Origin of the sequence: Pontibacter korlensis (assembly GCF_000973725.1) — a bacterium.
Classification (GTDB): domain Bacteria; phylum Bacteroidota; class Bacteroidia; order Cytophagales; family Hymenobacteraceae; genus Pontibacter; species Pontibacter korlensis.
In genome coordinates this window covers 2,931,934-2,957,388 of record NZ_CP009621.1, presented here as the reverse complement: position 1 = coordinate 2,957,388, position 25,455 = coordinate 2,931,934, and the positions used below count along the sequence as shown (strand labels likewise).

The 25,455-nt window shown below is 46.5% G+C and carries 21 protein-coding genes and 1 riboswitch; of the genes, 8 read left to right on the top strand and 13 right to left on the bottom strand.

Annotation, left to right across the window (positions count from 1 at the left end; all coding sequences use genetic code 11):
- The first annotated feature begins 28 nt into the window (after nucleotides 1-28).
- From PKOR_RS12765 to lysA, 5 genes are all read left to right on the top strand, one after another.
- A complete protein-coding gene (locus tag PKOR_RS12765) occupies nucleotides 29-1,222 on the top strand; it encodes a beta-ketoacyl synthase N-terminal-like domain-containing protein (protein ID WP_046311227.1) in 1,194 nt (397 codons plus the stop codon).
- A gap of 330 nt (nucleotides 1,223-1,552) precedes the next feature.
- A complete protein-coding gene (locus PKOR_RS12760; protein WP_046311225.1) occupies nucleotides 1,553-3,205 on the top strand; it encodes a hypothetical protein in 1,653 nt (550 codons plus the stop codon).
- Nucleotides 3,206-3,264: 59 nt separating this feature from the next.
- On the top strand, nucleotides 3,265-4,326 hold the full coding sequence (locus PKOR_RS24480; RefSeq protein ID WP_052738845.1) for a T9SS type A sorting domain-containing protein: 1,062 nt from the start codon (nucleotides 3,265-3,267) through the stop codon (nucleotides 4,324-4,326).
- 153 nt (nucleotides 4,327-4,479) lie between these two features.
- Nucleotides 4,480-5,811, top strand: a complete 1,332-nt coding sequence (locus PKOR_RS12750) for an aspartate kinase (protein ID WP_046311222.1) — start codon at nucleotides 4,480-4,482, stop codon at nucleotides 5,809-5,811.
- On the top strand, nucleotides 5,777-6,946 hold the full coding sequence (gene lysA / locus PKOR_RS12745) for a diaminopimelate decarboxylase (protein WP_235336288.1): 1,170 nt from the start codon (nucleotides 5,777-5,779) through the stop codon (nucleotides 6,944-6,946). The genes PKOR_RS12750 and lysA overlap by 35 nt, the downstream gene beginning before the upstream one ends.
- Before the next feature lie 73 nt (nucleotides 6,947-7,019).
- Here the strand turns inward: lysA and PKOR_RS12740 are convergent, their stop codons facing one another.
- From PKOR_RS12740 to PKOR_RS12725, 4 genes are all read right to left on the bottom strand, one after another.
- Nucleotides 7,020-7,745, bottom strand: coding sequence for a hypothetical protein (locus PKOR_RS12740; protein WP_046311219.1), 726 nt, complete (start codon nucleotides 7,743-7,745; stop codon nucleotides 7,020-7,022).
- Nucleotides 7,746-7,918: 173 nt separating this feature from the next.
- Nucleotides 7,919-9,178 (bottom strand): homoserine dehydrogenase, encoded by a 1,260-nt coding sequence (locus PKOR_RS12735; protein ID WP_046311217.1) that lies wholly within the window; start codon nucleotides 9,176-9,178, stop codon nucleotides 7,919-7,921.
- Complete coding sequence (locus PKOR_RS12730) at nucleotides 9,159-10,223, bottom strand: homoserine O-acetyltransferase family protein (protein ID WP_046311216.1); 1,065 nt, start codon at nucleotides 10,221-10,223, stop codon at nucleotides 9,159-9,161. The genes PKOR_RS12735 and PKOR_RS12730 overlap by 20 nt, the downstream gene beginning before the upstream one ends.
- A 14-nt stretch (nucleotides 10,224-10,237) precedes the next feature.
- The gene (locus tag PKOR_RS12725; protein ID WP_046311214.1) at nucleotides 10,238-11,560 is read right to left on the bottom strand and encodes an O-acetylhomoserine aminocarboxypropyltransferase/cysteine synthase family protein; all 1,323 of its coding nucleotides are present in this window, start codon (nucleotides 11,558-11,560) and stop codon (nucleotides 10,238-10,240) included.
- A 296-nt stretch (nucleotides 11,561-11,856) separates the two neighbouring features.
- A riboswitch (SAM riboswitch) is annotated at nucleotides 11,857-11,966 on the bottom strand.
- A gap of 807 nt (nucleotides 11,967-12,773) precedes the next feature.
- Between PKOR_RS12725 and xseA the strand changes: the two genes are divergently transcribed.
- Nucleotides 12,774-14,333: an exodeoxyribonuclease VII large subunit gene (gene xseA, locus PKOR_RS12720; protein WP_046311212.1), complete on the top strand. Its 1,560-nt coding sequence runs from the start codon at nucleotides 12,774-12,776 to the stop codon at nucleotides 14,331-14,333.
- Nucleotides 14,326-14,589 carry an exodeoxyribonuclease VII small subunit gene (xseB, locus tag PKOR_RS12715; protein WP_046311210.1) on the top strand — a complete coding sequence of 88 codons (264 nt, stop codon included), beginning with the start codon at nucleotides 14,326-14,328 and terminating at the stop codon, nucleotides 14,587-14,589. The genes xseA and xseB overlap by 8 nt, the downstream gene beginning before the upstream one ends.
- A 72-nt stretch (nucleotides 14,590-14,661) precedes the next feature.
- On the opposite strand, the gene PKOR_RS12710 is transcribed toward xseB, so the two are convergent.
- Nucleotides 14,662-15,720, bottom strand: a complete 1,059-nt coding sequence (locus PKOR_RS12710) for a DUF6687 family protein (RefSeq protein WP_046311208.1) — start codon at nucleotides 15,718-15,720, stop codon at nucleotides 14,662-14,664.
- A 147-nt stretch (nucleotides 15,721-15,867) separates the two neighbouring features.
- On the opposite strand from PKOR_RS12710, the gene PKOR_RS12705 reads away from it, so the two are divergent.
- Nucleotides 15,868-17,334: a nicotinate phosphoribosyltransferase gene (locus PKOR_RS12705; protein ID WP_046311206.1), complete on the top strand. Its 1,467-nt coding sequence runs from the start codon at nucleotides 15,868-15,870 to the stop codon at nucleotides 17,332-17,334.
- A gap of 44 nt (nucleotides 17,335-17,378) precedes the next feature.
- Here PKOR_RS12705 and PKOR_RS12700 read toward each other — a convergent pair whose 3' ends face one another.
- From PKOR_RS12700 to PKOR_RS23510, 8 genes are all read right to left on the bottom strand, one after another.
- Nucleotides 17,379-17,669 (bottom strand): restriction endonuclease, encoded by a 291-nt coding sequence (locus tag PKOR_RS12700; RefSeq protein WP_046311205.1) that lies wholly within the window; start codon nucleotides 17,667-17,669, stop codon nucleotides 17,379-17,381.
- 154 nt (nucleotides 17,670-17,823) lie between these two features.
- On the bottom strand, nucleotides 17,824-19,245 hold the full coding sequence (locus tag PKOR_RS12695; protein ID WP_158453772.1) for a carboxypeptidase-like regulatory domain-containing protein: 1,422 nt from the start codon (nucleotides 19,243-19,245) through the stop codon (nucleotides 17,824-17,826).
- Between the two features lie 310 nt (nucleotides 19,246-19,555).
- Nucleotides 19,556-20,125: a hypothetical protein gene (locus PKOR_RS12690; protein WP_148561685.1), complete on the bottom strand. Its 570-nt coding sequence runs from the start codon at nucleotides 20,123-20,125 to the stop codon at nucleotides 19,556-19,558.
- A 90-nt stretch (nucleotides 20,126-20,215) separates the two neighbouring features.
- A complete protein-coding gene (locus PKOR_RS12685; protein WP_046311200.1) occupies nucleotides 20,216-21,355 on the bottom strand; it encodes a hypothetical protein in 1,140 nt (379 codons plus the stop codon).
- A 273-nt stretch (nucleotides 21,356-21,628) separates the two neighbouring features.
- Nucleotides 21,629-22,759 (bottom strand): hypothetical protein, encoded by a 1,131-nt coding sequence (locus PKOR_RS12680; protein WP_046311198.1) that lies wholly within the window; start codon nucleotides 22,757-22,759, stop codon nucleotides 21,629-21,631.
- Between the two features lie 191 nt (nucleotides 22,760-22,950).
- Nucleotides 22,951-24,264 (bottom strand): CsgG/HfaB family protein, encoded by a 1,314-nt coding sequence (locus PKOR_RS12675; protein WP_052738844.1) that lies wholly within the window; start codon nucleotides 24,262-24,264, stop codon nucleotides 22,951-22,953.
- A gap of 172 nt (nucleotides 24,265-24,436) precedes the next feature.
- Nucleotides 24,437-24,865: a curli production assembly/transport component CsgF gene (locus PKOR_RS12670; protein ID WP_046311197.1), complete on the bottom strand. Its 429-nt coding sequence runs from the start codon at nucleotides 24,863-24,865 to the stop codon at nucleotides 24,437-24,439.
- A 40-nt stretch (nucleotides 24,866-24,905) separates the two neighbouring features.
- Nucleotides 24,906-25,325 (bottom strand): CsgE family curli-type amyloid fiber assembly protein, encoded by a 420-nt coding sequence (locus PKOR_RS23510; RefSeq protein ID WP_052738843.1) that lies wholly within the window; start codon nucleotides 25,323-25,325, stop codon nucleotides 24,906-24,908.
- Nucleotides 25,326-25,455: the final 130 nt, after the last annotated feature.

Here is a 25,455-nt window from a genome sequence, read left to right as displayed (position 1 = left end):
CCATCTATCGCTTAACTTTGCCTACGATTTGAAAGCGACGAATAAACACATCATCATCAAGGGCTATGGTGCTATCTCTCCTCTTGGTTACGACAGCACCTCTACTGCGGCAGCTTATACTTCAGGCACACCCGCGTTTAAAGCTATACTCCACCAAGGCACTCCAACGCCTGTGGCTGCTCTAACTGCTGAGGCAGAAAGGCAACTTCAGCTTCTCATGGAGGCCAACCCTACTTACCGGCAGTTGGATCGCTCGGTGCTCATGGCGGTTTTTGCCGCAAGACAGGCAGCGGAACAGGCGGGGTGGTTAAAAGAGAATGCTCCTGTCGATGATGACCTGGCGGTGAACATCGGCTCGTCGCGTGGGGCAACCGGATTGTTTGAACATCACTTTGAAGCTTTTCAACAGGATACTTTATCATCCAGCGCCTCCCCCACCACTACCTTAGGCAATCTTTCTAGTTGGGTAGCCCATGCCGTAAATGCTGGCGGTGGCCAAATTAGCCACTCTATTACCTGCAGCACAGCGCTAATGGCTATTGCGAACGGGGTAGCATGGCTGAAGGCCGGAATGGCTAAGCGTTATCTTGCAGGCGGCACTGAGGCTCCGCTTACCGACTTTACTATAGCTCAGATGAAAGCTGTAGGCATATACTCCAGGCTTAGTGGACAGCCCTACCCTTGCCAGCCTTATGCGCAGGAAAAGCAAAACACCTTCATTTTGGGTGAAGGAGCAGCAGTTTTTGCTCTGGAGCAGATACAAGAACCAGCAAAAGGAGCAATATCGGTGGAGGCAGTGGGATTGGGTTTTGAGAAACTGGTTAGCAAAACAGGTATTTCTGCTGAAGGTATCAATTTCCAGAAATCTATGCGCCAAGCCCTGGCACAGTTGCCTGAAGATGACCGACAGGTAGACTTGATTATTACCCACACCCCAGGCACCCGTGCCGGAGATAGGGCTGAGTTAGCCGCAATACAAGCTGTTTTTCAAGATAATGCTCCTGTAATCACTACTAATAAGTGGCTTGTTGGCCATACGCTGGGTGCCTCTGGTGCGCTTAGTCTGCAGTACGCCCTTCATATACTTCAACAGCAGCAGTTTTCTTCTATACCTTATCCTAACCAGCTTCAACAACAGGATACCCATAATATTAACCGAATAATGATAAATGCAGCTGGTTTTGGTGGCAATGCTGCCAGTGTTATTGTATCCCCAATATAAGCTTTTCTTAAAGAACCGCCCCTTTACAAGCTTAGGCATATTTTTTGTCAAGCACCCTATATTCCCTTTTTGAGAATCGTTATTCTAGGAAGTAGACTTTTGGTTATCACTCTACCAAATACCATAGTTGCTTAAAGTTGCAACTTTATTTACCACTACTCACAATCCAATTAAAAATAGGCATACTCACAAAAAAAGACAGGACTTTGCCTACTTCGAAATAGCATCAGCAGATTCTGGAAAGCATCTTGCCTTATTAGCATGCAAAAAGTTTATAGTTCTATATCAATTAGGACAATAATCCTTTTATAGCTAAAGCCAAGGGAAAAGATGAAGATAGTTAGCTTTGACAGAATAATCAAAGGAGTACTTGCTGTGTTACTACTACTGCATACGTCAGCAGTAGCACAACCCCCCGGCCTTATTTATAAGCCAGCAACTAGTAGTGGCACAAAAGTACTGGACCCCAACGGTGATGGATATGTATCCGTCTCAAGAGCTGGATTTAGGGGTACAAACGATGAAGGTGTGAATGTAAGTGAGATAGCTTATAGGCCTTTTCCTGCACTAACAACAGAACCCATTAGCGACCTTAACACAGGTTCTGGAGGGGGACATACAGATTTAGCGACCCCTACTGCGACATCTGCTTTTACTGGATCTCCAATAGCAGCATACTTTGATGGCACAAATCTTTTATTCCGAATAAGATTGGGTAGTTCTTCAACAGCCTCTAAAGGCTACAGCGTATTGATTGACAGCAATAACGATTTTAACGGGACTGGTGTCAACCCCGGCTTTGAGTATGAGGTGCTCTTGGCTGCAAATTTTGCAGTGCAGGTTATAAGGCATACCCTAACTGGCAGCAGCACCATTTTTACAGGCTCTATTGACCAGTACTCTCAGCGTTCTGTAGCTGCTTCCAGGAGCGGGGGCGATGCTGACTATTTTTACGATTTTTATGTACCGCTTACAGCACTCAATGGAGGTATTATTGCTTCTACTCCCCTACGTATGAGCGGCATCACAATAACAAGCGCACAAAGTGGTATAACTGGTACAGTGTCCGATGTGGGTGGTGTTAATTTTCAAGCTTATAACTATGATGCACCAGCTGCTTGGAAAGCATTGATTAACGCTTTTCCAGCGACAACTTTGAGTACCCTGCAAACGTCAGGCTTCCCTCCAGTAGCTTCCTCCCCTCCTACTCTAGCAAGTCCAATACTAGCTAATAGTACTTCTATAACAGGTACCTCCACGGAGGTAGCAGGGTCAACTATCACTGTCTTTGGGAGTGTGAATGGGGGAACACCAACTTCTATAGGCACAACTACAGTTGCAGAAAACGGCACCTGGACGCTCTCCGGCATTTCTAGTTCTTTACTGAGTGCCGGTACTGTAATAACTGCTACAGTAACAGCAACTGGTAAAAGTGTTTCGCCTTCATCGAATGCAGTTACAGTCTCAACAGGTATCTGTACTGCAACACCCGTTCCAAGACTGACAGGCATCACAAGTACCACAGGAACCAGATACCTTGTGCTCAACCCTAGCTTTAGCGGTAACCAAATAATAACGGTTTACAACTTAACAACAGGTACTTCTCAAAGCACACCTGTTTTAAACCTAACTGCTGGAACAGCATTTCCAGCATCATCAACAAACGCACCAAGTGCACTTGGTGTAGCTCAAAACAACAGCTATGTTATTACGGCCACTCCAACTGATGCAAATGGAAATGCTATTGGCTGTCAATCCTTACGGTCGAATCAGTTATGCTACAGTACGGGAGGCAACTCTACTTCGAACCCTCACACTGTGTCTATTACAGGTGTTACTTACAACAGTGTTACAAACAGTACAAGCTCCAACAGCACTACTGAAGTACCAACAAACCTAAGCTCAATAACTGTTACAATAAACTTTAATGGAGGTACACAAGCAGGCAACCTTGTACTTTACAGGAACGGCTCAGTGAGGTAACCAACAATGCAGCAACTTCAAACGCTGGCAGTACCCAGAATGTGTGCGGTACTTCAACAGTGCTTCAAGCCAATGCTGTAACTTCAGGTACAGGAACTTGGTCTCAAGTAAATGGGCCTACTACTGCTTCATTCAGTTCCACAACCAATCCTAATGCTACTGCAGGCAATTTGACTCCAGGCACTTATGTTTTCCGATGGACAGTGAGGACTGACTGTAGCAGCACTCCCTATACAGCAGCCAGTGAGGTAACTATAATTGTGAACTGCGATGCAAGCTATACGTTAGCGGTGCCAAAGTATAGAGACGAGTACAGACAAAATGAAGTAATTGCCACAGCCTCAGATCCGGATGGAACAATTAATTCTGCCTCCATTGAGCGTGGAACATTACCTCCTGGCACAACCATATCCAGTACTAGTGGCAATATCTCAGTAGTAAATCCTGCTAATTTAGTAGAAGGTACTTACCCACTTTCTATTCGCCTTACGGATCAATATAACAGGACTACCTTAACGGATATAGTACTGCGCATTTACGGTGACTCACCAGCTATTGTCCCTCTTCCGGTAGAACTAGTATATTTCAGAGCGGCGGTGCAGCAGAGCCAGGTTAAACTGCAATGGCTCACAGCTTCAGAAGAAAACAACAAAGCGTTTGTGGTGGAGCGTAGTGCTGATGGCAAACAGTTTAGCCCAATTGGCACGGTGGCCGGTGCAGGTACAACCGTTCAGCCACAGCATTACTCTTTCGTAGACTCAGAATACTTCTCGGGCACAACTTACTACCGCCTGAAGCAAATAGATTTTGATGGTGAGTTTGCCTACAGCAATGTAGTGGCTGTGCGTAAGGGTGGACAAAATGCTCAAGAAAATACGCTGAAGGTGTGGCCTAATCCATTTGAGCAGGAGGTATCTATTGAAGTCTTCTCTGGTACGGCAGAAGAAGCAAGTATAGACCTGACGGATATGCAGGGGCGACAGGTACACAGAGCTACTGTGCAGCTGAAGCCGGGTCTGAATGAGCTTAATCTCCCACTCAAGGGAATAAGCACCGGTATGTACATCCTGCGTTTGCAGACAAAGGCTATCAACCAAACAGCTAAAGTGATAAGGAAGTAGCCTCTCGAAATTGAATAACATACTTCTTGAAAAGACTGGCTCTTATTACCGGTCTTTTTTGTTAATTAGAGAACCACTCCTATCTTAACAGACTTATTACCATCATTTTTGCTACTTTTGTAGAGTTCTATAATTCATTTTTTAGTCACCTGAATGAAAATACTCAAGTTCGGCGGTACCTCCGTAGGGTCAGCTGAGAGAATGAAGGCTGTTGCCTCGCTCATCCAGAATGGTGAGCCAAAAATTGTGGTGCTATCGGCTATGTCGGGCACTACCAATGCGTTGGTGCAAATAGCAGAAACGCTGTATCAGAATAAAAACGACGAAGCAAAGGCTTTGATAAAAGCCCTGCACGATAAATATAAACAGGTGGTAGAGGAACTCTACACCTCCGACGATAAGAAAAAACAGGCAAACGATCTGCTGACACAGCACTTCGAGTATCTTACAGCTTTCACCCTGGACCTCTTCACAATACATGAGGAGCGTGCAGTATTGGCGCAGGGTGAGCTCCTGAGCACAGCCCTCTTTCAGTTTTTCCTGGAAGAACAGGGTATAAACTCTGTGTTGCTGCCTGCCCTTAATTTCATGAAGATTGATGAAAACGAGGAGCCAGATAACGACTACATTGCTAAGCAGCTGAAGAAAGAGCTGGAGAAATATCCTGGAGTAGAGCTGTTTGTAACGCAAGGCTATATCTGCCGCAATACATTTGGAGAGATAGACAACCTGAAGCGCGGTGGCTCTGATTACTCTGCCTCCCTGATTGGTGCCGCTGTGAATGCTGAAGAGATTCAGATCTGGACCGACATAGACGGCATGCATAATAATGATCCTCGCGTGGTGAAGAATACCTATCCTATCGCGGAGCTTTCTTTCGACGAGGCGGCTGAACTAGCTTACTTTGGTGCCAAAATTTTGCATCCAAGCAGTGTGCAGCCAGCCAAGCAGAAAAACATTCCGGTTAAGCTGCTCAATACAATGGAGCCGCAGGCAAGAGGCACCACTATCAGTGCAACTACCCAAAGTGGTAAGATAAAGGCTGTAGCTGCAAAGGATGGCATCACAGCCATCAAAATAAAGTCAGGCCGTATGCTGCTGGCTTATGGTTTCCTGCGTAGCGTGTTTGAGGTGTTCGAAAGGTATAAGACACCTATAGATATGATCACCACTTCTGAGGTGGCGGTGTCACTGACTGTAGATAATGATAAGTTCCTGGACCAGATTGTGGCAGAACTGAAAGAGTTCGGTCAGGTGGAAGTAGACCAAGACCAGACCATTATCTGCGTAGTAGGCGATTTTATCTCAGAGCGAAGTGGATCTGGCCTTGCCATCTTTGAATCATTGCAGCAAATCCCGCTGCGCATGATCTCTTACGGCGGAAGTAAAAACAATATCAGCCTCCTTATCAACACATCAGATAAAGTTGAGGCCTTAACAAAACTGAACGATGGCATCTTTAATAGAAACGAAGCACATGCTTAACCTTAACCCGGAGCAGCTAAAGCAACATGCTACTCCGTTTTATGTATACGACCTGAACCTATTGCGCCAGACACTTCAGTCTGCACAGCAAGAGGCTGAGAAGTATAATTTTCATGTTCACTATGCCCTTAAAGCCAATGCAAATGCTCCTGTACTTGAGCAAATGCGCCAGCATGGCTTTGGTGCCGATTGCGTGAGCGGCAATGAAGTTAAAGCGGCTATTGAGAATGGTTTTTCGCCGAAGGAGGTTGTATTTGCGGGCGTGGGTAAGTCCGACGAGGAGATTAATTACGCCCTGGATCAGGATATTTTCTGCTTTAACTGTGAGTCGAAGCACGAACTGGAGGTACTGAACGAACTGGCAGAGCAGAAAAACACTGTTGCCCGTGTAGCGCTACGCATTAACCCAAACGTAAATGCCAACACGCACAAGTATATCACCACAGGCCTGGAGGAGAACAAGTTTGGTATCAATGCCTGGGAGTTGGAGAGTGTAATAGAGCTTCTACAGCAGCTAAAACATGTAGAGCTGATCGGTATCCACTTTCATATTGGCTCACAGATCACCGATCTGACTGTTTTCAAAAACCTGTGCACACGCGTAAATGAGTTTCAGGAATGGTTCTTGGCTCGAAACATTGAACTGGAGCATATCAACGTTGGCGGAGGCCTTGGTGTGGATTATTACCATCCAGAGGAGAATCCAATACCTGATTTTGCTGCTTATTTTTCACTATTCAATCAGTTTCTGGAGCTAAGACCAGGACAGCAGGTTCATTTTGAATTAGGCCGTGCACTGGTAGCACAGTGTGGTACGCTTATTTCGAGAGTACTTTACATCAAAAGTGGCGTAACTACCAATTTTGCGATACTCGATGCTGGTATGACAGAATTGATCCGCCCTGCGCTATATCAGTCTTATCACAAGATTGAGAACCTTACAAGCGAAAAGCAAGAGGTTCGTTACGATGTGGTTGGTCCAATCTGCGAATCGAGCGACTGCTTCGGTAAGGCGGTAATGCTACCAGAAACGAACCGCGGCGACCTAATTGCCATTCGTACAGCCGGAGCTTATGGCGAGGTGATGGCTTCTGCTTACAACCTGCGCGACAAAGCCCAAGCGATTTATGTTTAAGTCAACATACTCATAAAAAAAGCCCGGCCTCTGTAACAGAGGCCGGGCTTTTTTTATACCTACAGGTTCAGTTTTAGCGGAAGGAGCCTGATCTGGATCTTCTATCAGGTGCAGATCCTACCTCAGGCACCTCTAGCGAAACCAGAAAATCCGGCTCAGCATGGCTAATGCCTTCTTTTCCTTTCAGGAAGTTTGCCAGGTCAAGGGCATTACCGGAAGAGCTTTTATCTACACGCACCAGGTAAGTCTGTCCGCTCAGCGGCATCAACACTTCTGCCTTATAGTCTGCAGTTAGTGCAGCCAGGGCGTCTTCCTGCCCCTCCTTAACGGTAACAATAGCTTCGTTGCTTATTCCTAACAAGCCGTCTCCATTCATAAAGTATGGTGCCACGTAAGTGATAGCAGGGTCGTCTGCCAATGCTTTCATGGCCATTTCTACTTGTTTGCAGTTAAGGCCGTCTACCAGTTCAATATTATGCAACAACGCAGAGTTTGAGCTAACCTGGCCATTCTTTCCTTTTACAAAGCCAAAAGCTTGTACTATGTTGGCCTCCTGCTCAGCGCTTAAGCCACTGGCAAAAGCTACTAACACCTGTTTTGTAAATACATTGCCCAATGTCTTCTGCTCGTTATCGTAGAAGTAAGTATAATTTTCACACGAGCCACCGCCAGCATGTGCTCTAAGTAAAGTTGGTCCGGCTTTTACGTTCTGGATGGGTGTCGCCCCATCTTGCCTACAAGAAGATAGCCCCAAGGCTACCATCAGGAAGGTGAAAAAGGGTATAATTATTTTTCTCATATTGGTACAAATTAATTCACTACTAGAATTGATTATTTGTACGGTGAGATTTATACAATAGCTGCATTTTTATTAAATTAAAAACAGCTATTGTATAATTTATATATACCTATATACCTCCTTATAATACTGATGTTATATATTCAAATAATTAAGTACAAATATTAGCACCATTATGCTACTTCTTCCAATACTATATTAGAAGCATTTACCACCTGTTCGGCTGATACAGAGGCTGGTAACTGCGCAATGAACGCCATGGTCTGCTTCAAGGCTGGCAGGTACAACAGCAAATCCTTTCTTCTAATTGCACCAACTAACTGCCCTACATGTGGGTCTTCTCCAAAAGTTGTCAATTCCAGCCATGGCACCTCTGGCAGCAGGTTTGGGTTTGTGGTTCGTAGGTATACTTTAAGCACATCTTCCTCTTCCAACGGCACAGGTCTTAGGTTTTCGTCTGCATCATACTTAAACTTGGGATAGCTATACTTATATCCAGCTAATGCAGCCGACACATCGGCCCAAACTGCCGAACCAGTAGGATGGCTACCTGCCCCTCTACCCTTCAGGAATTGGTCGCCGGCATACCTTGCCTGTAGTTGCACTCCATTGAACTCAGCCTCTACATAGTACAATTCGGAATCAGGAAACACCAGAGTAGGCAGTACCTGCAGCTCCAGCATGTTATTTTTGTTAAGTCTGGCAGATGCCACCAACCGAATCCGGGCTCCTAATGCCTGAGCTAATGCTATATCTTGTTTTCTGATATGTTGTATGCCAGCACGCAGAACCTGCTCCGGCTTTATTACAGCTCCAAAGGCGTGCGCGGCAATCAAACTAATCTTGTGCAAAGCATCGTAGCCACATACATCTAGTGTAGGATCAGCTTCGGCAAAACCGAGCGCCTGAGCTTCTGCCAGTGCCTCCGCATAGGAGATCCCCTCAGAATCTAGTTTTGAGAGGATATAGTTTGAAGAGCCATTCAGGATACCACTAACCTCCTGTAGCGGTTCAGTACCATAGTAAGCTTCCAGCGTACGTAAGATAGGAATACTACCACATACGGCAGCCTCGTACAGCAACGTTCCTCCAAACTCCTGCTGCAAAGCCAGCAGCTCCTGAAGGTTCTCGGATACCATCTTTTTATTAGCAGAGACAATCGTTTTCCCCGCTTTCAGTGCCTGTCGCACAATCAGCAGTGCTTCTTTCGGATCGCTGATCAACTCTGCAAAAAGGTCTATACTGTCATCTTGCAACAGCTCCTGAGGATTATAAGTAAAGCTGTGGCTCGGCAGCGTACGCAGCTTTTCTTTATCACGAACACATATTCTTGCTACGCTCAGGTGCGGGTTATCCTGCAAAACATCGTGTAGTCCCTGCCCAACACAGCCGAAGCCAAAAATACCGATGCGTTTACTGCTCTTGCTTTTCATAGTTTAATTGTTCCTCTTTTACTTTTTCCTGTTTATAAAAATCCTGAATAGCCTCTGTTAACTGGTCAAACTCTACCAAAAAGCCGTCGTGTCCGTAGTTGGAGCGGATAAGGCTGAAGGAAGACCCTGCCACGTGCTCGTGCAAAAAAAGCTGCTCCTCTACCGGGAACAGCAGGTCTGTATCCACCCCCACAAACAAGCTGCGCGCTTTAAGTTTGGCCAAAGCCTTCTCTACTCCTCCCCTGTCGCGGCCCACGTTGTGCGAGTCCATGGCCTTGGACAGCAGCCAATAAGTATAGGCATTAAAGCGCTTGGCAATTTTTTCACCCTGATACACCTGGTAACTGGCTGCTCTGAAATTATCGGTGATGCTGTGTCCTGGCTCCTGTTGTGCCTCATTATAGGTATTGTAGTGCCTGTATGAAAGCATAGCGATAGCACGGGCTGTTTTCATTCCCTCTTTGCCCGCATCTTCGGTACTTGTTGCCCAGGTGGGGTCCTGTCGGATAGCCATTCGCTGGCTCTCGTTGAAGGCAATTCCCCATGGAGAATGGCGGGCATTGCTTGCTACATGCACCAGCCGCTCAAACACATCAGGCTTTTGCAGCGCCCACTCCAGCGCCTGCTGCCCACCTAATGAGCTACCGATCAAGGTATGTACACGCTCAAATGCCAGCTCTTTCCGCAGCAAATCAAAAGCACGCACTATGTCGCGGTTGGTTAGTTGTGGAAAGGTATGGAAGTATGGCTGAAGCGTTGTAGGGTTAACCGAGAGCGGCCCTGTAGAGCCATAGCAACCACCCAAGGTATTAGCACATACTATAAACCACTCATTTGGATCATAGAGCTTGCCCGCTCCAAATAAGTCGCACCACCAGTCGGTAAAATCGGAGCTGCCGGTTAGGGCATGGCATACCCACACCACGTTACTTTGCTGCGGATTTAAAGTACCATAAGTTGTATAATTGAGCTGGAAGCCAGGAAGCACTGCTCCTGACTCCAACTTAAACTCTTCTTGATAATGAAAAACGTGATGTGTTGGCATTTTATACTTTTTACTTAGGCTGTGGCCGTCTCTGCCGCTCCTACTTTGGCAAAGGCTTGCTCAAAATCTGCTTTAATGTCGTCGATGTGCTCAATACCCGCTGAAACGCGCAGCAGGGTTGGCTCTACACCAGCATTTAGTTGCTCTGTTTCAGAAAGCTGTTGGTGTGTGGTAGAGGCAGGGTGGATGATCAATGTTTTGGCATCCCCCACGTTGGCTAAGTGGCTCACCAGTTGCAGGCTATTTACAAAGGCCTCAGCCTGCTGCTTGTCGCCTTTCAATTTAAAGGAGAGCACGCCCCCGAAACCTCGCTTCAGATACTTTTTCGCCAGTTCGTGATAAGGGCTACTTTCCAAGCCAGGATAGTTAACGCTTTCAACCAGTTCATGCTGTTCCAGCCACTCAGCCAGTGCTTGTGCATTTTGTACTGTTCTATCCACACGCAGAGAGAGTGTTTCGAGCCCCTGCAATAACAAGAAAGAGTTGAATGGGCTGAGTGCAGGACCAAAGTCACGCAAGCCTTCCACTCGGGCACGGATAGCAAAAGCTATGTTGCCAAAAGGTCCGTCCTCTCCGAATACTTCCCAGAAGTTAAGGCCATGGTATCCTTCTGATGGCTCTGAGAATTGTGGGAACTTGCCGTTGCCCCAATTAAAGTTACCTCCGTCTACAATTAAGCCACCTATGCTAGTACCGTGGCCACCAATCCACTTTGTAGCAGACTCCACTACTACGTTAGCGCCATGCTCCAGCGGCCGGAACAGGTAACCACCAGCTCCGAAAGTATTATCTACCACCAGGGGTATATCATACTTGCGGGCAAGTGCAGCTACTGCCTCAAAATCAGGAATATTGAAGCGTGGGTTACCGATGGTTTCCACATAAATGGCTTTGGTCTTATCATCAATAAGCTTTTCATAGCTTGCCACATTATCGCTTTCTGCAAACCGGGCCTCAACGCCAAGGCGCTTAAACGACACTTTGAACTGGTTGTAGGTGCCGCCGTACAGGTAGCTGGTAGAGATAAAGTTTTCTCCGGCTGAGAGTATGTTGTTTAGTGCCAGAAACTGTGCTGCCTGCCCCGAAGCCACTGCCACTGCAGCTACTCCGCCTTCCAACGCCGCAATGCGCTTCTCAAACACATCTGTTGTAGGGTTCATGATACGGGTATAGATGTTCCCGAACTCCTTTAGTGCAAAGAGGTTAGCCCCATGCTCGGCATTTTTGAAGGCATAGGAAGTAGTTTGGTAAATAGGAACGGCACGAGACTGTGTGGTTGGATCTATTTCCTGGCCAGCATGCAGCTGAAGTGTTTCGAAGTGCAATGGTTTAGACATGGTTGTGTAGCTATTTAAGGTTTGAAGGAAAAGTATAAATGATGTGTAGTCGGAGTTGACTGCTAAGGTATAAGTTGGCTTTAGCAGCAGATATCAGATCTGCCACTAAGCCGTTTATTGAAGACAGGAATTTTATACCTGGATTAGCAACAACAGCTTTGCATGACACACATGGATGTGCGCATGACTGAAGCTCTAGCAGGAGCTAAAAAGAAGTTTTGCAACAGTAGTGCTACTGTCGGCAATGGTAATAATACGTGCTGTGTTGGCTTGATTCCCTTTTTCATGACCGTATCAATTTATATTCGTCCGGCACCCTGCCAAACTCAGGAATTAGCACCTTAACACCGAAGGTTAGGTTGCTAGCGTTTCACAGAGCCTGTCTCTCCACGCTTCTTTATAAATCAATATCCGCAAAGGGATTATTGACTTGATGATGCAAGTATACGGGGGCTATTTTAAAAAAGCCAAATTATTTTGATGTTTTTTGAAAAGTTCTCTCTGATAAGTATGCTTTTCTGCTAACTGTCTAAGCAAATAAATAGTCGTAGTTTGTTTGTTTTCCCTCCGCTTTCTTGCCTCATGTTTCAAGACTTGTGTCCTGCTATAATGGAGAGTATGGCAATTCAACTGACTTAAATTGCCATACTTTCATGGTTACAGCTTTCTGAACTTGAGGCAAGATATCCTTTTTTGCTATTGTTCATCCCTAGCTTCACAACCAACTCAATTTACCTCCAGCTTTGGTGCCCTCCAGGCCGGGAGGCCTCGTCTTTGGGCATCGCGCTGTGTTCCCTCCTGCGCCAAAGCGCTGCCCTTCGGGCACCGGATCTCACAAGGCGCTCAACCTAAGGACTGGGATCAGACTCTATAGCTCCACCCTTTGCTAAACCCCTTTGAAGGGGCACAGGGGGATGTTTATCGTTCCCAAAAATTCCCCTCCTCGGAGGGGTGGGTTTATCTGAATAGCTCTCTGCCCCTGCAGTACTAGTTGAGTTACAAACTTACTTCTATAAAAAGGCAAGCATTACAAACCCGCGCCAGCGGAAGTGTATATCCTTACTCACATATCAATCCTGTAAATCCTGTTTGGGAAAAGCAAAAAACTTTTTCTCCACGACCTTACTAATCATCTTAGTCAAAAAAGTCCTATCTTCGGGACTTAGGAGCCGGTTTTCTGCCGGTTGTGCAGGAGAAGAAACGTAGTTGCCCCATGTCCCAGATCTTTTTTCGCCAAACCATTGCGTATGAGGAGCACCAGGCCCCGCTCTCGCTGTATGAACTGCACCAGCAGATACGCGAGGAGCTGGAAGTGGCGTTTCCGGATAGCTATTGGGTAGTAGCAGAAGTAGCACAGGTAAACGTGGATCGTAGGAAAGGCCACCGTTACCTGACTCTGGTAGATAAAGGCGACGACGCGCGTCAAATGCTGGCACAGGCCCGCGCAACTATTTGGGGCTCTCGCTATCAAATGTTGAGCCGTTACTTTGAGGAGAAAACAGGGCAGCCGCTGCGTGCAGGGCTGAAAGTACTGCTGCAGGCATCAGTGCGTTTCCATGAGCTTTACGGCCTCAGCCTCGACATCAGTAATATTGACCCTAATTATACTATTGGCGACCTGGCTCGCCAGCGGCTCGAAACACTGAAGCGACTTGAAGCAGAGGGATTGCTCGAGGCCAACAAAGAACTGGAGCTGCCACTGGTACCGCAACGTTTGGCCGTTATATCATCTGCCACCGCAGCAGGTTTCCAAGACTTTATGCATCAGCTGGAGAACAACAGCTACGGTTATGATTTCCAAACCACACTTTTCCCGGCCACGGTACAGGGCAACGAAGCGCCGGCTTCGGTAGCGCAAGCATTTGCACAGATTGCCCGGCACAGCGACCAGTTTGATGCTATTGTACTGATTCGTGGCGGAGGCTCTCAGACAGACTTGAGCTGCTTCGACGACTATAAAATTGCAGCGGCCATTGGTAATTCGCCGCTTCCGGTGCTAACAGGTATAGGCCATGAGCGGGACGAAAGTATAGCCGATATGCTAGCCAACACGCGCCTGAAAACACCTACAGCTGTTGCCGGTTTCCTGATTGACAGATTTAGGGAGGCGGAAGAACACGCAGAAGATCTGTTCGACAGCATCAGGATGTTTGCAGCGCAGCAACTGAAACTGACAGATGATAAGCTGGAGCGTGTGAGCTTACGCTTCCAGAACATAACCCGGCAGTTACTCCAGACAAGCAAGAACAAGCTGGAGACCCTATCACGCAGCTTGTTGCTAAAACCAAAGGCTTACCTGGAGGCACAGCGACACCAGATCAGCGATCTGGAGAAGGATGTGAATGCTGAAACCAAAGACCTGCTGCACGAGCGGCAGCGCCACCTGCAAGAGCTGTCGGTGTGCGTGGAAGGCAAAAGCCAGCGCTACCTGCACATGAAAGAGCACGAGCTAAACCACCTGGTGCACTGTGTAGAAACGGAGGCAAAAGATAAACTAAAGCAACGGCAACTTACCTTTACCAAGTATAGCGATAAGCTGGAGTACAGCGCCAAGGGCAAACTACAGGGTGAACAACACCGCCTAAAGCTGCTGGAAATGAGTATAGAAGCTAATAACCCAGAGAAACTGTTGCTGCGTGGCTATACGCTCACACTTATCAATGGCAAAATTATCAAGAGTATAAAAGAAGTAAAGAATAGTGATGTGGTGGAAACAAGAATGAAAGATGGTACCCTCCACAGCATGATTGTAAATATTAATACAGATGAATAAGGACTTAAACCAGATGACATACCGCGAGGCTACCCAGGAACTGGAGGAGATTTTACGCGCCATTGAGAATGACGCCGTAGACGTGGATGAACTGACGCAAAAGGTACAGCGCTCTTCTCAACTGATCAAACTGTGCAAGGAAAAGCTACGCAAAGCTGAGAAAGCTATTGATCAGGTATTTAACGAGGAAAATTGCGAAGCCCCTGCTCCAACCAAAACGCAGGAAAACAAAGCAGCTAACGGTACCCTGTTTTAGCGGATACTTAGAAGCATTTTATACTATAAAAGAAAAGAGACGCAGAACATAGCGTCTCTTTTCTTTTATGATCTATTGTTTATTAAGCTCTTTTAGCTCTTTCCAGCTCCAGTTGTACTTCGGTTGGATGCTCTGGTAAGCCTGCTGGTAATACTGCACCACTTCCTGTTTCAGCTCTTCCACAGGTATAGACGAAGTATAGATTTCCCGCTCTGTAGGGTTAGCGTAAGCTTCGGAGCGCGTCAGCTTATCGCCATCCAAGCGCAGGAGAGGTCCTGTATCGGTAACGGAGTCGTGCGTCCAGCTACGGCCGGAAGCCTCCAGTTCATTAAGGCGTGCAGCAAGTGGCGCCATACTTAGCCGCGGCAGTGTTGGCCGTGATACGATATCTACCCAAGTAGTATACTTGTACTCCAACTCAAACTTATTGTCTTTGTAACAAGTAAGCACCATATCGAAGCCCTGCGTGCGGCCGAAAAGGGCGTAGTAATGCAGTGGATGTGGTGTTTCAATTATGATCAGGCCAATTTCAGGGTGACGTGTAATTTTTGTATCTGGCTTATACATGTCCCGGTAGCCGAGCAAAGCACCGCCTACCTCATCTTCCCACGCACCACGCTCCCAATCAGGGTCCTTCAGCACGCGTGTAAATTCCCGCAAAAAGTACTTAAACTTCTGCACACACTGTGCTGCCTCCTTCTCCTCCATTTCATCCGCCTCAAAAGGCTTGTAAAACAGCTCCCGTTCCTTCCCATTTATCCAGCAAACCAGCTTCAGGGCCTCTCCTGCCAACGGGTGGTTCAGATCCAGCTCTCTAAAGTCCCCGATCAAGGCCATCTGTCGTAGCAGCTCCTCATTCTCCAATGCCAGCTCCGGATTCAGCAGCGCCCATACTCCCACAAATCCATCTATATCGAAGTGATTAGCGGTAACGTAAGGCAGGTCCAGATCAGTCAGCTCCTGACGAAGGGCATTCAGTACAATGGCAGCACTGGTATCGTCCTTAACTCCCTCTGGCGTGGGTGCTCCCTTCCAGTGAGAAAGCATGACACCATTAGCATGTGTACTGTCTACAACAATGGCTTTCTTATTTTTTACTTCCGAAAAAGGAATGAATTGTCTCGTCTGCATGGCTTAAAATTGCAGATACCAGCATCAACCTGCAAGCATTATTTTATAGTACTGATTGTAAGCGTTCTGCAAAGGCCTTCTGTAGCCTTTTCGGCTTTTTTCAGGTATACTTCTTAAATTCCGGCACAAAATATAGACAAACAGCCAATGGCGTTATCAGAAATCTACAGCACCTCCCTGTCCTTACTCACTGACCTTTACCAACTTACAATGGCTTATGGCTACTGGAAGCAAGGTATGGCCGAGCGTGAGGCAGTGTTTCATTTATACTTTCGGAAGCATCCCTTTGGCGGAGGGTACACAGTAGCTGCAGGACTGGAGCATGCAGTAGAGTACTTACAAGCACTTAAGTTTTCTGATAACGATTTAGCGTACCTGAGCAACCTGAAAGGTAGCCAAGGGCAACCGCTTTTTGAGCAGGAGTTTATTGATTACCTGGGCCAGATGGAGTTTTCCTGCGATGTAGACGCTGTGCCAGAAGGTACGGTGGTTTTTCCAAGTGAACCGCTAGTACGTGTACGCGGTCCTTTGTTACAGGCACAGTTGGTTGAGACGCCGCTACTAACCATCATTAATTTTGAAACACTTATAGCCACCAAGGCAGCCCGTATTAAAGAGGCAGCCAAAGGCGACACAGTGATTGAGTTTGGTATGCGCCGTGCACAAGGCATAGACGGTGCTCTTTCTGCTGCACGCGCAGCTTATATCGGTGGCGCCGATGCAACTTCTAACCTGCTGGCAGGTCAGCTATACGACATACCCGTACGCGGAACGCATGCCCACAGCTGGGTACAGGCTTTTGAGACAGAAGAGGATGCTTTTGAGGCTTATGGTGAAGCTTTCCCGAAAGACTCTGTTTTTCTTGTAGACACTTACAACACACTGGAAGGTGTGAAACGAGCCATCTCTGTTGCCCAAAAGTTGCAACCAAAAGGTTTTGTTTTCGGAGGCATACGCCTGGACTCTGGTGACCTTACCTATTTAAGTCAGCAGGCACGTCAGTTATTAGATGAAGCCGGGTTCCATGACACCAGCATCGTAGCCAGTAACGACTTGGATGAGCACCTGATTACACACCTGAAACAGGAAGGAGCCAAAATCAATGTTTGGGGCGTGGGTACTAAAATGATCACGGCTTACGACCAACCAGCACTTGGCGGAGTTTATAAACTGGCTGCTATCAAGGATGGAGAATGGGAATATAAAATAAAGCTATCGGAGCAGCTTGCAAAAACCTCAAACCCAGGCATACTGCAGGTGCGGCGCTATTATAATCAGGAACGTTACCTGGCCGACATGATTTATAATGAGCTGGAGCCATTACCTAATACCCCTCAGATTGTAGACCCACTGGACGTTACCCGCCGCAAAACTGTAGAGGAAGGGGCAAAACATAAGGAGCTGTTGGTACCGGTTTTCCAGAAGGGACAATCAATTTATACTTTACCAGACCTGCCAAGCATAAAAGCACATACTAAAACAGAAATCAGCCGGCTTCACGAAAGTATACGCCGTTACATGAACCCACACAGCTACCCGGCTGGCCTGGAAGGTAACCTGCACCAGTTTAAACTGGATATGATTCTGAAACTAAAGGGGAAGTCCGATAAATAAGTATAAAATGGGAGGCGTAGTGAATAGCGTCTCCCATCTTATACTTACCTCCTTCTGCCCCGTCGGTTAGATATCTTCTCAACACGTTTTTTACGCACCCAATTCAGATACTTTTGCAGCGGTTCGGCCTGTTGCAGAGCCGGTATGGTATTGTAGTTCAAAGCCAAGTCGCGGTTGCTAAAGGTAAGATGCAGCGTGCTGTGGCAAGGTTGGCATACGTCTGCAGTAGCCCCATAACGGCCACCCTCCTCTCGCGGCACCAGGTGGTGGCGCGATACATTCTGCACCTCTCTTCCACAGAGCTCACATACTTGGTCTGTCTTATTGTTAGCCATCAATCCTGTTACACTTTCCTAGTATAAAACAGCAAGAAAAGTCAGATGTTTAGGCCTTATAGCTCATAATACACGCTCCATCTACTGAGAAGTAAACAGAAAAAGCCACGACTTATGCCATGGCTCTTTGCTCTTGAGTGGTTTAAGATGATGTCTATTTCCAATCCGGCATGGTGGCATTGGAGAAAATCTTGGTGCGGTTGCTGCCGTTTGCATCCATTACATAAATATCAAAGGGGCCGAAGCCATCGTTTGGCGTATTCACAAAAATGATCTTATCTCCTGTTGGTGAGTAACGCGGGTACAGGTCGTTTGTACCGGCAGGCTTGCCTCCGGATAGGTCCACAATACGGTTAGTTTCCAAGTCTCTTCTGTAGATGCGGGAATCCAACTGGCGACCTTCCGTGTTCTCGAAGCCAGCCGCATCACGGGTATAAAGCACATTCTTACCATCTATAGAGAAAGTCGGACTTTCCACACGGCCTGGTAAATTCTCCACCAGCAGCGTCATGTTAGCCCCATTAGAGTCCATGATGTAGATCTCAGAATCGTTGATGTTTTGCCCGATAGTTTGCGCTATGATCTTATTGCCTCGGTCTGTCCAGTCGAGCATGCGGAAGTGGCGGCCCTCAGGCGCAGTGGCTAGTACGGTTAACCCTGAGCCATCGCGCTCAATACGGTAAAGTTTATCGTAGTGCGGATAGATTAGCTGGCCTCCATCCGGCGACCAAACAAAGCCGATCCCTTGGTTATGATATCCTGCCACAGGCACAGTGGTAATTTGTAACTTATCTGCACCATCCAGTCTCATCGTAAAGATCTGCGGCTCAATGTGTTCATTCGAGGAGTAGGCAATCACATCCCGTTTAGGATTTAGTAGTGGCCACCACTCGCGACTTACGCCAGTAGTCAGCCTAAAGGTATTTGCTTCAGTGCCGTCTGACCGGTAAATGTTGTAATCGCCATCTACAGCGCGGGCAAAAAGATAGCGGGCATTGGTTAGAGCCATTGTGGTAAAGCTCCAGACATCTCCGTTTGAGCTTCTGCCGCTGGCGTCCTTCACTACTACCTGCCAGAAATAAGTTGTGTTATACTTCAGGTTTCTGACTACCACACTCGTATCTGACAAAGACTCGGCTACCAGTCTTTTCTCCGTATTGCCCGACTCATACAAGTAGACATCGTAGGTGAGGGTATCGCCGCTGTTGGCTTTGGGTGCTTGCCAGCGGAGGGTTAGGTCTGTAGGCTGAGAGGTTGTGCCTGATACTGGAATTGGATCGCTGGCTTTGCCTGGTGCCAGGCCACCGCCTACGGCATCCTCTAGCACAATGGTAACGTGGCTGCTTTTAAAGCTCTTAACCGCAATTGTTACACCTTTAACTTTATAACCAATCTTCTGGGCAACAATATTGTACTCTCCGGCGTCTACTTCCGAAATAGAGAAGTTGCCATCTTCATCAGTAACAACAGCAGATGTGGCAGGTTTAGTGCTAATGCTAACGCCGGCGATCGGCGCTTCTGTTTCGGCATGTATCACAACCCCTCTGATAGAACCACCTCCTTCGGGCTCTACCATTTCTTCGTTGCAAGAAATAAGGCCTAAAAGTAACAGAAAAAAGCAAAACAGCTTTAGGGTGAAAGCAGCTCTTGGCATAAGAGAGTTAAGTTTGGATGATTGAGCGTAGCAATTAATTAATTAAATTACTTATTCATATACTTATATAAACATGTATTAGTTGTCTTTTTCTTTCATATTATTACACTTTATCTAAATATAGGTAAGTGCAAGAATACCTCTAATGCTCCACAAAGGAATCACACTATAGAGAAGGGTTTGAAACTTGGTAGGTTTTTAAAAGAGTAAAACTATATGCTCTTTTGAAAAATTACTTATTGACAACAGTAGCGGGGGCAAATCCTCGGCTCTGCTCAATAGTGATGTTCATATTATTTCCTTCCTGCACCACTTGATATGATTTGGAAGCAGGTGTTGTTTCGATTTGGTTAATCGTGTTGCTGTAGCCCAATTGAATCAGGCTATAGTCAAGGCCATCTCCCCTGACCTGCTGGTTTACGGTATTGCTATTACCTTGCTGTATTACCTCAGATTGAAGATTATTGCCTAGCAAACTGCCTTCGTAGGAGTTTCCGTTTCCGTATTGACTTACAGTTGTACCTATACCCGAGCCATTTTGCAGCAATGATACATTGTTATAACTCCCAACCTGCGAAACATTTACTTGGTTAGAAATAACACTTGTCTGTACCTGCTGCACTAACAAGGTATTAGCCTCACCCTCTTGTACCGTAACCGTTGAGGCTCCAGTACCATTGCCTCCCAATCTTTTTGACTGCAGGCTCTGCAATAAAGCCTCCTCGCTTCTACCTGATTGTGCCACGGCCTCATTTAGCAACAGTGTCGTAATAGCCATCGCAGCTAAAATTGATTTTTTCATAAAACGCGTTTTAGAAATGTTATATAAAACTCCGCGATGGGGGCCTCCCATCGCGGAGAATACTTTATTTACTTATTGCTGTTCAAGGGATTAGTGCTGGTTAACCAAACTGATGTTTCCCGTGCCACTCTGTGTAACAGTAGACATATTCATGCTGCCTCCCTGCGATGTGATGGCGCTATTGCCCATACCGTCCTGCGTAATGCTGCCCGTATTCATCAAGCCCATCTGGTTCAACTCAGCGTAGTTTGCTCCGTCGCCAGATTGAGTGATAACGCCTGTGTGCATGTCACCGTCCTGAATCAGGTAAGCTTCATTATCCATGCCGCCATACTGATAGATCTCAGCTGTGTTGCTAACGCCATTCTGGTGAACATCTGCCAGGTTATTCATGCCGCCCTCCTGCAGAATATAGGCATTGTTTAGATCACCATCTTGGTCAACATTGGCCTCGTTGTCTTCACCATGCATCTGCCATACTTCAGCAATATTATCAGAGCCGTCCTGATCTACCTCTACATCATTGTCATTTCCCTGAATCTGGTTTGTCTCCGCCCAGTTGTTTGTTCCATCCTGGTCGATGTCTGCATCGTTATCCTCACCACCGTCTTGCAGGATTGCAGCATAGTTGGCATCTCCATCCTGGTCTAAATCTGCCTCGTTATCCTCGCCGCCAAACTGACCAATATAAGCGTTGTTAAATGTTCCATCCTGATCGATATCGGCATCATTGTCCTCACCTCCAGTTTGTCCGACATAAGCGGCGTTTTCACTGCCATCCTGGTCAATGTCAGCATCGTTGTCCTCTCCACCATCCTGCTCAATAGCGGCATCATTTAGTGTTCCGTCCTGATCAATATCAGCATCATTATCTTCCCCAAGGTTTTGCCAGATGTAGGCAACGTTCAGATCCCCGTCCTGATCAACATCTGCGTCATTGTCAAGGCCACCTTCCTGCAAGACAGTCGCTGTATTCGTCAGGCCCACCTGATCAATATATACCGCATTATCCATTCCTTCTGCCTGCGTTACCGTAGCCACGTTTCCATCCCCGGCTTGGCTTGCCTCAGCACTGTTATTCAGCCCGCCAACCTGGTCGATAACAGCAGTGTTGGTATTTCCGGTCTGGCTTGTAGTTGCAGAGCTGGTAGTACCTTGAGCAAAGGCAGAACCAGAAGCAAATAATACGGCGGCCACAGCCGCTGCTGCGTACTTTTGTTTGTTTTTCATAGTGTTGTGTGTATTAAAAAGTTTAAAATGATTTACAGTTATATTATACTTTAGGAGCTTTCAATAGTTGCATATGCTTATGTTAAATTTATATTTTTCTAATTATATGTATTTACTATATTTTAACACAGGATGACCTTTATTTTAGCACTATTCATAAGTAACTACACCTATCTCAAGTATCTATAGCTCAACACTGTGTTTGGAAACTTTATAAATAAACAAGGCACCCAATAAAGTTGGGTGCCTTGTTTACAAGTGAAATAAGTTTAATTAGTGCTGCGTGAGGGAGCTTATGTTGCCAGAACCGCTCTGAGTAGCAGAGGCCGAATTACCCCATCCCATTTGGCTGATGGTAGCTGTTTGGTTATCTCCTGACTGCACTACACTGGCACCGTTCAGAAGGCCGCTCTGCGAAACAGAAGCCGTGTTATATGAACCAGTCTGGGAAACACCAGCTCCATTAAACCAGCCACTCTGTGTAACGCTTGCAGTGTTATAAGAAGCCATGTCTTGTTCAACAAACGCAACGTTACCAAGGCCAAACTGATCTACTTCAACAAGGTTGTGATCTCCGCCAGACTGGGAAACTTCAGCATAGTTTCCTGCACCGTACTGATCTACGAATGCATCATTATCAAGACCTCCAACTTGCGCAACATAAGCTGTGTTTCCGTAACCATCCTGGTCGATCTCAGCGTCATTTCTTACACCGCCTTCCTGCCATACTAATGCAGCATTGCCATCACCGTCCTGGTCAATGTCGGCCTCGTTGTCTACGCCACCAATTTGGTCGATGCGGGCATAGTTCAGATAGCCATCCTGGTCGATATCGGCTTCGTTGTCTTCACCTTCGTATTGAACAATAAGTGCCTCATTTTCATCACCGTCCTGGTCAATATCGGCCTCGTTGTCTAGGCCACCAATTTGGTCGATGTGGGCATAGTTCAGATAGCCATCCTGGTCGATATCAGCATCGTTGTCCTCTCCGCCTTCCTGGTGGATCAGTGCCTCATTATAATCACCGTCCTGGTCAATGTCGGCCTCGTTGTCTAGGCCACCCCACTGCAGAACCTCTGTATAGTTCTCATCACCGTCCTGATCAATATCGGCGTCGTTGCTTAAGCCGCCTAACTGCTCAACATAAGCAGTATTATACATACCGTCCTGGTCAATGCTGGCGTCATTAAGTGCGCCATCTTCCTGAACTATTGTGCCGGTGTTGGTGAAATCGGCCTGGGTGATGCTGGCATCATTACCCACACCGCGAGTTTGAGTTACAGTAGCTACGTTTGTAGTTCCTGACTGTGTTGTGGTGGCAGTGTTACTTGTACTTTGTGCGAAAGCAGAACCTGCTGTGAACATCAACGCTGCTGTTGCAGCAAAAATCAAACGCTTTTTCATGCTAATGATATTTTTTAGGTTTAAAATGATTTACATTAGCATTATACCTTGATACAATATTAAGGTTTCAAAGATTTTTAATATTTTTTATTTATTTATATACATATACTATATCTTAACTATTCCATAACAATCAAATGCCAGGGCTGGTGATCCCAGCCCTGGCATTTGATTGTTATGGAAATAAAACTCTACTTATACAGGCCCAAATAGAAATTTACCCCCACTTTACCTGTCCAAAAGTAGTCGTTAAAGCGGCCCTGTTCGACCTCATCCAAATCATCGTTCAAGAGATAAGAGCTGGAAAGGCTAACATCCAGTCCTATATTCCTAGTAAGGAGATACTCTAAGCCTGCCCCAGCCTTTACGTAAGGGTTTAGTCCGCTGTCGCCAAAGCTATCAAAAATGTCCACAAGCCCACTACCCTGCACAAGTGCCCCCGCACCAACCTGTACATAAGGACTGTAGCGCAACTTCGGAAATAGGAGGTAGTTAAGGTTTAACTCTGCATAATTTATACTTGTGTTAAAGCCATTTTCTGTAGATAACTTGCCCTTCCCCAAGCGCAAGTCCATACCAATATTCTGCCGTGAACTGATTTTTAACCCTACTTCACCCATGAAGTTTAACCTAGGGTTCGGGAAGTCGCCCTTATAATACATGGCCCCTGCCGCACCGGCTACACCAACAAGGCTACGACGCTCGTCCATAATGTTTCCGTGAATGTCGCTGTTCAGGATGTCCTGCTTCTCCTGCAGGTAAGCCTGCACCACCTCCGACTCCAGATCAGCCTTGTTCTTTGGGCGCCAGTATCCAGCAAGCATCCCCTCAATCACCATACTTTGCACTGCCTTGTCTATGGCCTCTTTCACAGCAATTTCAGACGGCTCATTATAGGTAAAGCCTGTTTCTGCCTCTAAAAGGCGCTTAAAATGTACATATCGGAAAACACCAAAATCAACCGACTGAGACAGTATAGTTTTAGATGTATAAACTGTCTTAAGTATTTCTCCTGTGCTGGTGGAAATTGCCCGTAGGTACACTGTCACCTTATCCTCTCGGTACTGTCCTGACCCTCCGGCACCAAAGTAACGTAAACCTGCTCCCCCTGTCACCACATTGGCATCGTAAGAAATTATACCTCCCTCCAGTATAATGCCCGCAAAAAGAAGTCCGGGCAAATTAGGCTCTTTCTTACCTGTCATAGCCTCAGATTCGGCTCTTGTGGACCGAATTATCTTCCGCTCATTTAGCAGGTTCCCCAGGTTCTCACGCTCAATTGTGGTAAACCAGCCTGACTCTTCGAGGGAGTTAATAAGGATGGTAGTGGCTCCCTGGGTTACCGCTGTAGACCAGCTAGTACCAATTTCAGATGGTTTATACTGCCCTGTCTGGTCTCTGAATTTATACACGGCAGCCACAACTTTCTGCTGCGGCTCCGGCAAGCTTACTAAGTCTTTATAGGCTGGTGATGGCACGCCCAGTGTGGCTTCGGAACTCTTCATGGGCTGCTGAAAGTATGGCGAACAGCTTTGCACAAGGCATAACCCAAGCAATACAAGAGTATAGCAAGTATAGGTATAAAGCTTTTGAATCATAACAAAGGGTGAGGAAAAATGGAAGCAAGGAACTATAGGGAATGCAGGAGGGCTAGTAAATCCGGTTTTGTAAGCCCAATTAATAATATGGGATAGTAACTGAGGTACGGTTACCAGATGTCATATCTACAATATCAATATTGATACCTCCCGGCCCCTCTGTTACATCAATCTGGTAGTCTCCCAAAGTATAGCTACCTGGAGTTACACCATCCTCGCCAAACTGATTTGAAATAAGCTTACGTGAAAGCTCATTCAGAATCTGTCGGTTCAGGCTATTTTTAAAGTCCTCCATGGGGTCGCGGCTGTAGAGGGAGCCGCTCTCTGCGTTAGGATCCTTTAACTTATCCTGTGCCTGGGCTGAGCTTTGCATCCAGGAGTAATTATACGGATTGCCGCCAAAGGCAGGATTCTTAGGCGTGTATACCAGATCCTGCGCTTGTACATTACTAAGGTTGGCAAAGAAAAGCAAAAGAAATGCTACCAGGGTAGAAATAACATTTTTCATAGAAGGGTATATGTGTACATTTTTAGTATTGTTCCATAATTTAGAATACCTCCCATTCCTTCCTCCCTTCTGCCTCCAGCTGCTGCTGTAAGTGATTTCGGAGCAGGTACTCGTATAAGCCAGTTGCTACATAGCTAGCGGTTTCTTCGATCACGTCGAACCTTGGCTGCAGCTGCTGCTCAAACAGAAGCTCATCGTTAAGAGCCACCTGAATGAGCGCCCCATTGCCACGGGTAGGCCGCTCTTTTATTAGAATGGTAAAGTTTTTAGCAGATGGAGGTGCCTCCCATTGCCGATGGAACACATCGTAAAAATCGCGCCCAATTTTAGTTATAGTCTCATCTACTATTAAACCATCAACCTCCAAATCGGCAGAACTACGGATGGCCTCCTCAAACTGATTGGGACCTTGCGTAGCTTGTTGCTGTGCTGTATCTCTCTTCTCCTCTTGCTGAGCCATTATACTTGTGGGCAAGAATAATGCGCAGCATACTATAAATGCTGCTATAAGCTGCCGCCACATCTGCACTTTACCAGAGCAAAAAGAAAAATGATTCAAAACTATATTAGTTTAATATTATATATCAGTC

What these genes read in the sequence shown, in the direction of transcription:
- PKOR_RS12685 (WP_046311200.1), bottom strand. Translation starts at nt 21,355, where the DNA reads ATGAAAAACAAACAAAAGTACGCAGCAGCGGCTGTGGCCGCCGTATTA.
- PKOR_RS12710 (WP_046311208.1), bottom strand. Translation starts at nt 15,720, where the DNA reads ATGCAGACGAGACAATTCATTCCTTTTTCGGAAGTAAAAAATAAGAAA.
- PKOR_RS12740 (WP_046311219.1), bottom strand. Translation starts at nt 7,745, where the DNA reads ATGAGAAAAATAATTATACCCTTTTTCACCTTCCTGATGGTAGCCTTG.
- PKOR_RS12760 (WP_046311225.1), top strand. Translation starts at nt 1,553, where the DNA reads ATGAAGATAGTTAGCTTTGACAGAATAATCAAAGGAGTACTTGCTGTG.
- PKOR_RS12750 (WP_046311222.1), top strand. Translation starts at nt 4,480, where the DNA reads ATGAAAATACTCAAGTTCGGCGGTACCTCCGTAGGGTCAGCTGAGAGA.
- PKOR_RS12695 (WP_158453772.1), bottom strand. Translation starts at nt 19,245, where the DNA reads ATGGTAGAGCCCGAAGGAGGTGGTTCTATCAGAGGGGTTGTGATACAT.
- PKOR_RS12730 (WP_046311216.1), bottom strand. Translation starts at nt 10,223, where the DNA reads ATGCCAACACATCACGTTTTTCATTATCAAGAAGAGTTTAAGTTGGAG.
- PKOR_RS12725 (WP_046311214.1), bottom strand. Translation starts at nt 11,560, where the DNA reads ATGTCTAAACCATTGCACTTCGAAACACTTCAGCTGCATGCTGGCCAG.
- PKOR_RS12670 (WP_046311197.1), bottom strand. Translation starts at nt 24,865, where the DNA reads ATGAAAAATGTTATTTCTACCCTGGTAGCATTTCTTTTGCTTTTCTTT.
- PKOR_RS12690 (WP_148561685.1), bottom strand. Translation starts at nt 20,125, where the DNA reads ATGAAAAAATCAATTTTAGCTGCGATGGCTATTACGACACTGTTGCTA.
- lysA (WP_235336288.1), top strand. Translation starts at nt 5,777, where the DNA reads ATGGCATCTTTAATAGAAACGAAGCACATGCTTAACCTTAACCCGGAG.
- PKOR_RS12675 (WP_052738844.1), bottom strand. Translation starts at nt 24,264, where the DNA reads ATGAAGAGTTCCGAAGCCACACTGGGCGTGCCATCACCAGCCTATAAA.
- PKOR_RS12705 (WP_046311206.1), top strand. Translation starts at nt 15,868, where the DNA reads ATGGCGTTATCAGAAATCTACAGCACCTCCCTGTCCTTACTCACTGAC.
- PKOR_RS23510 (WP_052738843.1), bottom strand. Translation starts at nt 25,325, where the DNA reads ATGGCTCAGCAAGAGGAGAAGAGAGATACAGCACAGCAACAAGCTACG.
- xseB (WP_046311210.1), top strand. Translation starts at nt 14,326, where the DNA reads ATGAATAAGGACTTAAACCAGATGACATACCGCGAGGCTACCCAGGAA.
- PKOR_RS12735 (WP_046311217.1), bottom strand. Translation starts at nt 9,178, where the DNA reads ATGAAAAGCAAGAGCAGTAAACGCATCGGTATTTTTGGCTTCGGCTGT.
- PKOR_RS12680 (WP_046311198.1), bottom strand. Translation starts at nt 22,759, where the DNA reads ATGAAAAAGCGTTTGATTTTTGCTGCAACAGCAGCGTTGATGTTCACA.
- PKOR_RS12700 (WP_046311205.1), bottom strand. Translation starts at nt 17,669, where the DNA reads ATGGCTAACAATAAGACAGACCAAGTATGTGAGCTCTGTGGAAGAGAG.
- xseA (WP_046311212.1), top strand. Translation starts at nt 12,774, where the DNA reads ATGTCCCAGATCTTTTTTCGCCAAACCATTGCGTATGAGGAGCACCAG.